Raw genomic sequence first — 11,431 nt, 5'->3', positions numbered from 1 at the left:
TTGTTTATAAGACACCGCGCCGCCCGGGGCGCGCCGCCGGCCGGGGGGGCCCGGAACGTGGGGCCCGCCCTCCCGCAGTCAGGGCGGGCCGCACCCTCGCGCCGGCGGCCGGGGGGCCGCTGCCCGGTCCCCCGGCCGCCAACCTCCGCCCCCGGCGGGGCCGCCCGGCCGTACGGCTATCGTGCACAGGTGCACGAGGCGGTCCGGGACCCCGGGCAGGGCACGTGAGGGGAGCTCCAGGTGATCGGACGGGCGCTGAACGGGCGTTACGAACTCGTCGAGATACTCGGCGTCGGGGGCATGGCCACCGTCTGGCGCGGCGTCGACCGGGTGCTGGGCCGTCAGGTGGCCGTGAAGGTCCTCAACGGGGGCCTGGCCGACGACCCCCGCTTCGCCGAGCGCTTCAGCCGCGAGGCGCAGCACGCCGCCATGCTGGTGCACCCGAGGATCGTCATGGTCTTCGACTCCGGCGTGGACCAGGGCACCCCGTTCATCGTCATGGAACTGGTCAGCGGCCGTTCGCTGGCCGCCCTGCTGGCGTACCAGCCGACCCTTCCGGTGGAGCGCGCCGTCGGTATCGCGGCGGCGGTCTGCGAGGCGCTGGCGGTCGCCCACGCGGCCGGGCTGGTGCACCGGGACATCAAGCCCGGCAACATCATGATCACCGACGACGGCGGGGTGAAGGTCGTCGACTTCGGCATCGCCCGGGCCGGCTCCTCCAGCAACCTGACCCAGACCGCGAGCGTGCTCGGCACCGCCGCCTACCTCTCGCCCGAGCAGGCCACCGCCTCGGCGCTGGACGGGCGGACCGACCTGTACGCGGTCGGCTGCGTGCTGACCGAGATGCTCACCGGCGCGACCCCGTTCACCGCCGAGACGCCGGTCGCGATCGCCTTCAAGCACGTCAGCGAGCAGCCCCTGCCGCCGTCCGTGCGGCGCCCGGGCCTGCCGCCCGCCGTGGACGCGGCGGTGCTGCGCCTGCTCGCCAAGGATCCGGCCGGTCGCCCGGCCGACGCGGCCGCCGCCCGGGCCGAACTGCTCGCCACCGTACCGGGGTTGGTCGTCGGCGACCCGACGGCCGAACTGCTCGCGACCGCCGCCGCCACCCAGCTGCTCCCGCCCGTCGCGCCGGTGCGGCCGGGGCAGCCGTACCCCGGCCACCAGTCGGCGCACCCGGGCCACCAGCCGGCGTACCCCGACCAGCAGCACACCACCCTGCTGCCGCCCCAGCCCCCCGCCGCCACCTCCGTGATGGCCGCGGTACCGGCCGCGCCCCCGGGGTTCGTCCCCGCCCGGGCCTCCGCTCCCGCCCCGGCGTCCGCCCGCAACGGCCGCCGCAAGCCCCTGGTGCTCGGCGCGTTGGGCGTGGCCGGCCTGGCCGGTGTCGCCGCCCTGGCCCTCACCGCCTTCGACGAGCCGGCGGGCAGCCCCGCCCCGAAGCCCGCCGCGAAGTCCGCCGCGGCCACCGCCCCCGGTGCCCCGGCCCCGACGCCTACCCCGACGCCCACCGCCGCCTCGGCGTCGCAGACCACCCCGTCGGCGTCCCCGGCGGCGACCCAGGTCGTCCCGCGCAACCAGCCGGCGGCGTTGCAGCTCCAGTCGTTCCGGCAGGCCGTGGCCCAGGCCCAGGTCGGCAAGGACCGGGACCACCAGCTGGAGCTGCTGAGGATCCTCGACGCCGCTTCCGCCCGCCTCAACGAGGGCGATCCGGACACCGCGGCGCAGGAGCTCAAGGGCGCCCAGAAGACGATCAGGGACCTGGGCAAGAAGCGCGCGATCGACGCCCCCACCTACGCCAACTGGAACGCCCGGCTCTCGGCCCTGTTCGCGACGCTCCACACGGCCGCCGACAACTGGGACGACTGACCCGCCCCGATCGGCCCGGCCCGCCGCGCCCCGACCGCCCGCGTCGGCCACAGGACTGTCCACAGGCTGTGGACAGTCCTGTGGCCCGCGCCGTCCGTGCGGTTCGTGCCCGTCTCCGTCCCCGTGCGGCCCGGCCTCGGGCCGGATCAGTCCGGCCGCCGGATCCGCCGCTCCACGCTGCTGCGGACCGCCCGGGACGCCGTCCCGGCCGCCGCCGCCAGGAACACGAAGTTGTACCCGATCTGGAGCACCACCACGAGCCGCGCCGTCTGCCCGGCCGGCGTGATGTCCCCGTAGCCCACCGTCGCCATCGTCACGACCGTGAAGTACAGCGCGTCCAGCCGCGTCTCCAGCCCGGCGAACTCGGCCTTGTGGGCGCCCAGCGCGAAGTAGGTCGCCGCGAAGATGGTCGCCGCCAGCCCGATCAGGAACACCAGCCAGACCACCGGCCGCCGCGCCGTCCCCCGCAGCACCCCGACGATCTTGGCCAGCATCAGCCAGGTCAGCCCGGCCAGCGCCGCCACGAAGGCCGACCAGCTCAGGAACGGCCGACGGTCGCCGAACCACTCCAGCGGCAGCGTGAAGTACCCGGTCATCAGCAGCGTGAACGCCAGCAGGAGCCAGCACCAGGCCCTCAGGTCGGCGGGCGGCGGCGAGTTCTCGGACATCCCGCTCAGCCTGGGCCGCCCGGCCCCCGGGCGCCCGCCCGCCTGCGCCGTCCGGGCGAACCGGGCCCCGGCGGCGCACACCCGAACGAGTCGGACCCGGACGAGTCGGACCCGGGCGAACCGGGCCCGGGCGGACCGGGATTCGGGCCCGGACGACCCCGGACCCGGACGGGTCAGACCGGCCGTCCGGGCCGCCCCGGTTCGTCCAGCAGCTCCAGCACCGCCAGGACGGCGACCAGTCCGAGCGCCAGACAGAGCGTCACCAGCACCGTCGGGTAGCTCCACAGCACGAAGGCCAGGGCCGCGCCCGCGACCGCCGCCCAGCCCAGCACGGCCTTCCGGCGGTGGACGAAGCGCCCGACCGGCCCGAGCCGCAGCCCGGCCCGCCCGGCCACCCGCCGGACCGTCCCCAGCCCGGCGCGCCAGCCGCTGCGGACGGTGCCCGCCCACCGCCCGCCGCCGCTGATCCAGGCGCCGAGCGCGACCAGCAGGCCGAGGGTGACGATCACCCGGACGGCCGAGTGCAGGTACCGCACCAGCGTGTCGTACACCGCCTGGGCGGCGGCCTGGTCCACCCCGGCCGGGAGCCTGTCCAGGTAGACCGCCCGGAACACGCTCAGCCCGATGCCCAGCAGCAGCGCCCCGCCGGCCATGCCCAGCGCCGCCGCCACCACCGCCCGGCGCCGCCGGACCGCGACCAGGACGCCGCCCAGCGCGCAGGCGCCGGTGAGCACGGGCACCCAGAAGCCGGCCAGGTCCAGCACCCGCAGGCCGGTGCGGACCTTGGGGATGGCGTCGGACTGCACCAGCGTGTACGAGGTGTGGATCTCCGGGATCCTCGAAGCCAGTGGGAGCCCGGCATCGACCAGCGCGGTCTTCACCCGGGCGATCAGCGGGGCGAGGTCGAGTACCACGGTGTCGTTCCTGATCTCCACGGCGCCGCCGCCCTGGCCGGTGAGCATCCGGTCGATCGCGGCGTGGGCGTCCCGGTTGACGCCCGTCCAGATGGAGGCGAAGGCGTCGCTCTGCACCACCCGCTGGACCTGGGTGTGGACGAGGCCGGTGATTCCGCTGGTGAGGGCCTGGCCGATGCCGTTGAGCAGGGCGCCGAGCTTCGGACGGTCGTCCGGGGCGACACCGTCGAGCAGGGAGTCGACGGGGAGCTGCTTCACGATCTCGTCGGTCACCCGGTCGGTGACGGCGGCCTGGATCGCCGGGTCCCTGGCCAGCGGGGCCATCGTGGCGACGTACCGGTCGGTGTCGCCGATCTGCGACTTCGCCCAGAGCGCGACGGCGCCCAGCGGGGTCAGCACACAGGCCAGCAGGATCAGCAGGACGGCGAGGAGGGTGCGGGCCCGGTGCCGGGGCGCGCGGTCCGCCGGGCGGGCCGCCAACTGCCGGGCGAGCTGCGCCTCCTGGGCCTCGACGGCGCCCAGTCGGGCCCGCAGTTCGGCCAGTTCGTCGTCCGGACCGTCGGCCCGTCCGCCGCGGGACTCGTCGGTCGGCATGCCGCGACTCCGTTCCTCCGGTGGGTGCACACCAGGAGATAACGGATCAGATCGGGCGGCCAGTCGAGGGCCCGGGGGCGGCTCCCGACGGAGCAGTCCCCGGACGGCGGAAAGCCCCCGGCGGGTTCACCAGGGGCTTTCCGGAAGAGCGGGGAGACTCAGGCGGTCGTCTCGGGGCGCTTCGGCTCGGCGGCCTTGGTCACGTTGGTCGGCGTGACGGCCGGGCGGTCCGCGCTCTGCTGGGGAGCGGCGGTGCTCTGCGCGGTGCCGGCGTCCGCCGCGGGCTCGTCCTCGCGCATGGCCTTCGTCTCGGCCTTCAGGATGCGCATCGACTTGCCGAGGCCGCGCGCCATCTCCGGCAGCTTCTTCGATCCGAACAGCAGGATGACGACCGCCAGCACCACGAAGATGTGCCAGGGCTCAAGACCGTTCCGCAGCATCCCTGGCCACCGGTCCCTTCTTGTCTAGAGTCTTGGCGGGCTCCAGGGCCCGTTCCGGCCAGTATGCCTGGCCCTCACCGCGAACGGATACACCGGCCGGGAAACGCTGGCCAAAAACCAGGTGCCGCTCAAGCGGATCGTGAGGCCGCGGACGGTCCCGGGGCGGTCGCGGACGGTCGCGGGCCCCGGCGCCGGACGTGGCGCGGACGAGGGGGCCCGCCTTCGCGGTTCGTTGACGGTGCGGTCAGTAGATGAACGGCACCAGCCGCTTCGACACCCGGCGGTACCGCGCGTACTCGCTCCCCAGCGACTCCAGCAGCAGCCGCTCCTCGGCGGCGATCCGCCAGCCGTACGCGGTGGACAGCAGCGCCGCGACCACCAGGGCGGCGGCCCAGCTGCCGGTGCCCAGGGCGTAGCCGATCCAGACCAGCAGGCTGCCGGCGTAGCCGGGGTGGCGGATCAGCCGGTACGGGCCGGTGCGCACGACGTGCTGGGTGTCCACGGTGCGCAGGGTGCGGGTGTAGTACGCGCCCAGGGTGCGCATGCCCCAGGCCCGCAGCACCAGCCCGGCGGTGACCATCGCCACCCCGCACCAGCGCGCCGGGACGGGCAGCGTGCCGATCGAGGCGCGGTCGGCCACCACCACGGCCACCACCGACAGCAGGTAGCAGCCGAGCAGCAGCCGGGTCGAACCGCGGTCGCGGCGGTCGGCGTGCCAGGTGCCGGCGGCGGCGTCCCGGCGCCGGCGCAGCAGCAGCTCGTAGGCGGCCCAGCAGAGGACGCCGAACAGGGAGAGGAGGGCGGTCAGGGACATGAGGCGACTCCCGACGGTCGGAGGTACCACCCCACGGTCCCCCCGCGGCCCCGCCGACACACGCACCCGGGGGTGGACCCCCCACCCTCCACCCCCGGGTGGACCCCGTCCCAGGCGCGGGGCCGTGGGGCCTGCCGGCGCCGCCGGATTGTGCCGGGGCGTCGATGGCGGAGAGCCCCCGCCCGGGGTCGGGTGGGGGCTCTCGATGACTCGCGTGGATCGGGTCGGGCCGGGTCAGGCGGTGGCGGCCTCCTGGGCGGGGGCGGGGGCCGGGGCCGGGGTGGCGGCCGGGAGGTGGCGCATCAGGCGGTGGGCCAGGACGGCGGCGCCGAGGGCGAAGAGGAGGCCGACCACGGCGGCGAGGTGCAGGCCGTCGGTGAAGGCGGTGCGGGCGGTCTCCAGCAGGTCGGCGCCGAGCCGGCCGGGCAGGTGGGCGGCGACGCCGACCGCGCCGCCGAGGGTGTCCTGGGCGGTCCGGGCGGCCTCGCCGTCGACGCCCGCCGGGAGGGCGCCGTCCAGTCGGTGGCGGTAGACCGCCGCGCCGGCCGCGCCGAGCAGGGCGATGCCGAGCGAGCTGCCGAGTTCGACCGCGGTCTCGGAGGCGGCGGAGGCGGCGCCGGCCTGCTCGACCGGGGCGGCGGAGACGACCATCTCGGCGGTCATCGTCATGGTGCCGACGGTTCCGGCGGCCAGCACGCCCGCCGCGGTGAGGACGAGTGCCAGCGGGGAGTGCGGGCCGACCCGGGTCATCGCCGCGAAGCCCGTCGCGGCGACCAGGAAGCCGCCGCCCATCAGCACCGCCGGGCGGACCCGGCCGGCCAGCGCCGAGCTGATCCCGACCGCCGCGCCGACGCCGACGCTCGGCACCAGTGACCAGAGCGAGGCGGTCAGCGGGCTCATGCCCTTGACCAGCTGCAGGTACTGCGAGGTGAAGAGGGAGAAGCCCATCATCGCGAACATCGCGATCGTGTTGACGCTGATCGCGCCGCTGAAGGTGCGGATCCGGAACAGGCTCAGGTCGATCAGCGGGTTCGCGGCGGTGCGCTGGCGCCACACGAACGCGGCGGCGAGCAGCAGGCCGGTCGGGACGGCGACCGCGGGCAGCGGGCTCCAGCCCTCGACGGCGACGGTCTTGACGCCGTAGACGAGCGGCAGGACCGCGCCGAGCGAGAGGGCGGCGCCGGGCAGGTCGAAGCGGCCGGCGGCGCCGGTGCGGTACTCGGGGAGCAGGACGGGCGCGGTCAGCAGTACCAGCGCCATCACGGGGACGGCGAGCAGGAACACCGAGCCCCACCAGAGGTGGTCGAGCAGCAGGCCGCCGGCGACCGGGCCGAGGGTGGCCCCGGCGGTGAGGACGCCGCCCCAGGCGCCGAGGGCGATCTGGCGCTGCCGGGGGTCGTGGAACATGGTGCGGATCAGCGCGAGGGTCGAGGGCATCACGGTGGCCCCGGCGGCGCCGAGCAGGGCGCGGGCGGCGATCAGCTGGTCGGCGTCGTGCGACCAGGCGGCCAGCAGCGAGGCGGCGGTGAAGCCCGCGGCGCCGATCATCAGCAGTCGGCGTCGGCCGATCCGGTCGCCCAGCGCGCCCATCGTGATGAGCAGCCCGGCCAGCAGGAACGAGTACATGTCCATGATCCACAGCTGCTGGGTGCCGCTGGGCGCCAGCGTGGTGGAGATGTACGGGACGGCGAAGAAGAGCACTCCCATGTCCATGGTGAGGACGAGGGTCGGGAGCAGGAGGACGGCCAGGCCGATCCATTCGCGACGGCCTGCGCGGCCGGGGGTTGCGGTCATGGAGAGGACAGTACGGATGTGTCAGACGCTTGTCTAGTACAGATGTGCAAGACACTTGTTCAGTGCTTCCGTAGGATCGGGGCATGGGAAACCGCGAAGACCTGATGACCGGTGCCAAGCGCTGCCTGTACGAGAAGGGCTACGGGCGCACCACCGCGCGCGACATCGCCACCGCCTCCGGCGTCAGCCTGGCCGCGATCGGCTACCACTTCGGCTCGAAGGACGCGCTGCTCAACGCGGCGATGATCGAGGCGATCGGCGAGATGGGGGAGGCCCTGGGCGCGGTCGTGGTCGCCGCCAACCAGGTGTCGGACGACCCGGAGAAGCGCTTCGCCGCCGTCTGGGACGGCCTCCGGGGCGTCTTCGTCGAGCACCGCGGGCTCTGGGCGGCCCAGTTCGAGGCGCTCGCCCAGGCCGGGCACGCGCCGGAGCTGGCGCAGGCCTTCGCGGGGGCGCAGAAGGAGGGGCGGCTCGGGCTCGCCGCCGTCTTCCAGGGGGTGCCCGAGGTGCCCGACACCGAGGAGGAGGTCGCCCGCGGGGCCTTCTACCAGACCCTGCTGGCCGGCTACTGCGCCCAGTGGCTGGCCGCCCCCGAACTCGCGCCGAGCGGGGAGGACTTCCTGCGCGGACTGCGGCTGGTCAGCGACAGCGTGCTCAACCCCGGCTGAGCGGGCCGCCGCCGGGGCGTACGGCGGTCAGGCGGTGGCACGGCGGCCGGGCGGTGACGGCGGCCGGGCCGTGAGGCCGGCCGGGTCGTGAGGGGTCAGGCCGTGACGGCGGTCAGCAGCACCACCGAGTCGACGTGCGCCAGCAGCCCGTGCCGCTCCTGCGGGACGGGCTCCAGCTTCCCGGCCGCCAGCTCCAGCCGCCGGCCGGCGATGGTCAGCGAGACCCGGCCGCGCAGCACCTGGACGCTCCCGGCGGTGGGCGGATTGTGCTCGTCCAGCGCCGTCCCGGCGGTCAGGGCGATCACGGTCTGCCGCAGGACGCCGTCGTGCAGGACCAGGTGGGCGCTTCGCCCGTGCGGGCTCTCGGCCGCCAGGGCGGCGTGCTCCACGGCGAGCTGTTCGAGATCGCACATCGCGCCGCCTCCTCACTCCGTGTGCCCAGGGTCGCGGACCGCCCGGCGTCCCGCACCCGGAGCGCCGCGATGGGGGAGTCCGGTTCGGACGGCCGATGGGTGCGGGGGCCGTGCGGGCGGTCCGAGGTGCAGGCCCCGTCGACTGCCCGCATCGTGGAGGCATGGCGACCAACCAGAAGATCTTCACCGGGTTCCAGGTCAACCGTTCGCTGCTGGCCGGCGGCGTGGCGCTCACCGCGATCGGTGCCGTGCTCAGCGCGGCCGGGGCGACCGTCGTGTGCGCGGCGCTGTTCACGGCCGGCCGCAGCTGGGTGCGCGGTCTGGAGACCGCGCCGACCGAGTTCGCCCAGCGGGCCCTGCGCGAGGCGCGGGTGGCGTCCACGGCGGGCTGGGACGCCTGGCGCGCCGAGCACGGCTCGCCCAACTGAGGCCGCCCGCCCGGCTGTTCCCGTCCGGCTGTTCCCGCCTGGCTGTTCCCGCCCGTCGGGGCGGACGCCCTCGAAACGGCGAACGTCCCGGAACGGGCGGGCGTCCCCGGAGCGGCGGAAGGCCCCGAACGGCCCTACAGCCCGAGCGACTTGGCGATGATGCCGCGCATGACCTCGCTGGTGCCGCCGTAGATCCGGAACACCCGGTTGTCGGTGTAGAGCCGGGCGATCGGGTACTCCAGGATGTAGCCGTAACCGCCGTGCAGCTGGAGGCACTTGTCGATCACGGTGGAGGCCGACTCGGTGCAGAACAGCTTGACCGCGGCCGCGTCGGCCACGGTCAGTTCGCCGTCCTGGTACAGCTCCAGCGCGCGGTCCACCATCGACTGCTGCGCCACCACCTGGGACTCGCAGTCCGCCAGGGTGAACTTGGTGTTCTGGAACTCGGCCACCGCCTTGCCGAACACCTTGCGGTCCTTGACGTACCGCACCGCGAACCGCACCGCCGCCGCGGCGGCCGCGTACGCGCCGACGGCGATCGCCAGGCGCTCCTGCACCAGGTTGTGGGTCAGGTAGGAGAAGGCCCGGCCCTCCTCGCCGAGCAGGTTCTCCACCGGCACCTTGACGTCGCTGAAGGCCAACTCGGCGGTGTCCGAGGTGCGCAGGCCGATCTTCTGCAGCTTGCGGCCGACGGTGTAGCCCGCGGAGGCGGTGTCCACGCAGAGGATGGACAGGCCGGCCCGGCGGTTCTCCGGGTCGTGCGGCGCGGTGCGGCACACCACCAGGACGAGGTCGGCCAGCACGCCGCCGGTGATGAAGGTCTTGGCGCCGTTGAGGACGTAGTGGGTGCCGTCCTCGGAGAGCCGCGCGGTGGTGGAGATGCCCGCGAGGTCGGAGCCGGCGTTCGGCTCGGTCATCGCGATCGCGGTCATGATGTCGCCGGAGACGAAGCCGGGCAGCCAGCGCCGCTTCTGCTCCTCGTTCGCGTACTCCAGCAGGTAGGGCAGCACCAGCCCGGTGTGGACGCCGGAGGAGCCGAAGCTCACGCCCGCCCGGGCGGTCTCCTCGGCGACCACCGCCTGGTACTTGAACCCGCTCTCGCCCGCGCCGCCGTACTCCTCCGGCACCTCGATGCCGTAGACGCCGAGCGCGCCGAGCCGGCGGTAGAAGTCGCGCGGCGGGTGGCCCTCGGCCTCCCAGCTCTCGTAGACCGGGACGACCTCGTTGGCGATGAAGTCCCGGATGGTCTCCCGGAAGGCCTCGTGGTCCTCGTTGAACACGGTGCGGCGCACGGCGGCGCTCCCTTCGACGGTGCCGGCCGGAGCTGCCGGCGGGGCGGAACGTGCCAGGTGATGGCCTCACAAGTTAATCCGGGGTAGCTTCGGCTGTCCAGCGTTCCGGGGCCCTGGAACCAAGGCCGGCAAGGGTGCGAAGTGAATCCTTGCTAGCCTCTTCGGTCGACGCCCGTTCGGCGCCCGGCCGACGCCCGCCGGGTGCGGCGCGGGTGCGGCGCGGGGCCCGGAACCGGTGCTCGGCCGGACGGGAGGGAGGCTCGCCATGGTGGTCCGACGGCCGCCCGGGCGGCGTGCCCAGATCCTGGCCGTGGCCGCCGACCGCTTCCACCGCAGCGGCTACCACCAGGTGTCGATGACCGAGGTCGCCGCCGGGGTGGGCATCACCGCGCCCGCGCTCTACCGGCACTTCCGCGGCAAGCCCGAACTGCTGGACCGCGCCGTCCGGTCGGGCCTGGACGCCCTCGCCGACGGCCTGCGCGAGGCCCGCACCGTCGACGGGGTCGGCGCCGCGCTGGCCGCCGTCGCGGTCGGCCACCGCCCGCTCGGCACCCTGGTGCAGCGCGACGCCCGGCTGCTGCCGCCGGCCCGGCGGGCCGCGCTGCGCCGGGAACTGCGCGCGGACGTCGCGCTGATGACCGCCGTACTGCGCGCCGAACGCGCCGAACGCACCGAACGCGCCGAACGGGCCGAACTCCCGCTGCCGGATGCCGAGTTGCTCTGCTGGTCGGCGCTCTCGGCCTGTGCCGGTCTGTCCTACCAGTCGACCGTGCCGCAGCCCCGTCGGGCCGAGGCGCTGCTGCGCGAGCTGGTCGCCGCCGTCCTCGCGGTGCCGCTGGACGGTACGGCCGCCGGGCCCGCGGCCGGCCCGGCCCCGGAGCCCGGGTCGCGGGCGCGCCGGGAGGAACTGCTCGCGGCGGCCGTCCGGTTGTTCCACCAGCGCGGCTTCGACAACGTCAGCACCGACCAACTCGGCGCCGCCGTCGGCATCTCCGGGCCCAGCGTGTACCGGCACTTCGACAGCAAGGCCGATCTGCTCGCCGCCTCGCTGGTGCGCAGCCGCGAGCGGCTGTGGCACGAGGTGGAGGGCGCGATCGCGACCGCCGGGGGCCCCGGGGCGGCGCTGGAGGCCGGGTTGGGCGCGTACGTCGGCTTCGCGCTGCGCAACGGCGACTACCTGGGCGCGATGCTCAGCGAGACGGAGCGGCTCGCCCCGCCGGACCGCCGGGTCGCGGTGGACTTCCGCCGGGACTTCCTGCGCACCTGGGTCGGGCTGCTGCGGCAGGTGCGTCCGGAGTACGACGCGGCGTCCGCCCGGATCCGGGTGCACGCGCTGTTCGCGCTGGTCAACGACGGTGTGCGGAACCGTCCGTACAGTGCCCGGCCGGACCTGGGGGACTGCCTGCTGCGGCTCGGCCGGGCCGTGCTGGGGCTGTCCTGAGACAGCGGCCGGGCCGGGGGTGCGCGGAGGGTGCGGTCGGAGGGCCTAGGGCGCGTATTTGGTTGTGATCAATGGACGGTGCTGGTGAGGTCCTTGATC

At 74.9% G+C, this 11,431-nt stretch carries 11 protein-coding genes; 4 read left to right on the top strand and 7 right to left on the bottom strand.

What is annotated here, in order from left to right:
* Window positions 1-240 precede the first annotated feature (240 nt).
* Window positions 241-1,866: a protein kinase gene (locus tag ACFQ6N_RS39285; protein WP_380658947.1), complete on the top strand. Its 1,626-nt coding sequence runs from the start codon at window positions 241-243 to the stop codon at window positions 1,864-1,866.
* A 146-nt stretch (window positions 1,867-2,012) separates the two neighbouring features.
* Here ACFQ6N_RS39285 and ACFQ6N_RS39280 read toward each other — a convergent pair whose 3' ends face one another.
* The 5 genes from ACFQ6N_RS39280 to ACFQ6N_RS39260 form a co-directional block, all read right to left on the bottom strand.
* The gene (locus tag ACFQ6N_RS39280) at window positions 2,013-2,534 is read right to left on the bottom strand and encodes an ion channel (RefSeq protein WP_380658946.1); all 522 of its coding nucleotides are present in this window, start codon (window positions 2,532-2,534) and stop codon (window positions 2,013-2,015) included.
* 173 nt (window positions 2,535-2,707) lie between these two features.
* Window positions 2,708-4,042, bottom strand: coding sequence for a hypothetical protein (locus tag ACFQ6N_RS39275; RefSeq protein ID WP_380658945.1), 1,335 nt, complete (start codon window positions 4,040-4,042; stop codon window positions 2,708-2,710).
* A 158-nt stretch (window positions 4,043-4,200) separates the two neighbouring features.
* Window positions 4,201-4,482 carry a Sec-independent protein translocase subunit TatA gene (gene tatA, locus ACFQ6N_RS39270; protein WP_380658944.1) on the bottom strand — a complete coding sequence of 94 codons (282 nt, stop codon included), beginning with the start codon at window positions 4,480-4,482 and terminating at the stop codon, window positions 4,201-4,203.
* Window positions 4,483-4,726: 244 nt separating this feature from the next.
* Window positions 4,727-5,296: a methyltransferase family protein gene (locus tag ACFQ6N_RS39265; protein ID WP_380658943.1), complete on the bottom strand. Its 570-nt coding sequence runs from the start codon at window positions 5,294-5,296 to the stop codon at window positions 4,727-4,729.
* Between the two features lie 234 nt (window positions 5,297-5,530).
* On the bottom strand, window positions 5,531-7,090 hold the full coding sequence (locus ACFQ6N_RS39260; RefSeq protein WP_380658942.1) for an MFS transporter: 1,560 nt from the start codon (window positions 7,088-7,090) through the stop codon (window positions 5,531-5,533).
* 83 nt (window positions 7,091-7,173) lie between these two features.
* On the opposite strand from ACFQ6N_RS39260, the gene ACFQ6N_RS39255 reads away from it, so the two are divergent.
* Window positions 7,174-7,758 carry a TetR/AcrR family transcriptional regulator gene (locus ACFQ6N_RS39255; protein ID WP_380658941.1) on the top strand — a complete coding sequence of 195 codons (585 nt, stop codon included), beginning with the start codon at window positions 7,174-7,176 and terminating at the stop codon, window positions 7,756-7,758.
* Window positions 7,759-7,853: 95 nt separating this feature from the next.
* Here the strand turns inward: ACFQ6N_RS39255 and ACFQ6N_RS39250 are convergent, their stop codons facing one another.
* Complete coding sequence (locus ACFQ6N_RS39250) at window positions 7,854-8,171, bottom strand: cupin (protein WP_380658940.1); 318 nt, start codon at window positions 8,169-8,171, stop codon at window positions 7,854-7,856.
* 161 nt (window positions 8,172-8,332) lie between these two features.
* Between ACFQ6N_RS39250 and ACFQ6N_RS39245 the strand changes: the two genes are divergently transcribed.
* The gene (locus ACFQ6N_RS39245; protein WP_380658939.1) at window positions 8,333-8,599 is read left to right on the top strand and encodes a hypothetical protein; all 267 of its coding nucleotides are present in this window, start codon (window positions 8,333-8,335) and stop codon (window positions 8,597-8,599) included.
* Window positions 8,600-8,733: 134 nt separating this feature from the next.
* On the opposite strand, the gene ACFQ6N_RS39240 is transcribed toward ACFQ6N_RS39245, so the two are convergent.
* A complete protein-coding gene (locus ACFQ6N_RS39240; protein ID WP_380658938.1) occupies window positions 8,734-9,891 on the bottom strand; it encodes an acyl-CoA dehydrogenase family protein in 1,158 nt (385 codons plus the stop codon).
* A 265-nt stretch (window positions 9,892-10,156) separates the two neighbouring features.
* On the opposite strand from ACFQ6N_RS39240, the gene ACFQ6N_RS39235 reads away from it, so the two are divergent.
* Window positions 10,157-11,332 carry a TetR/AcrR family transcriptional regulator gene (locus ACFQ6N_RS39235; RefSeq protein WP_380658937.1) on the top strand — a complete coding sequence of 392 codons (1,176 nt, stop codon included), beginning with the start codon at window positions 10,157-10,159 and terminating at the stop codon, window positions 11,330-11,332.
* Window positions 11,333-11,431: the final 99 nt, after the last annotated feature.

The organism is Kitasatospora sp. NPDC056446 (assembly GCF_042796115.1).
GTDB lineage: Bacteria > Actinomycetota > Actinomycetes > Streptomycetales > Streptomycetaceae > Kitasatospora.
This window is presented reverse-complemented; position numbering and strand designations above follow the sequence as displayed.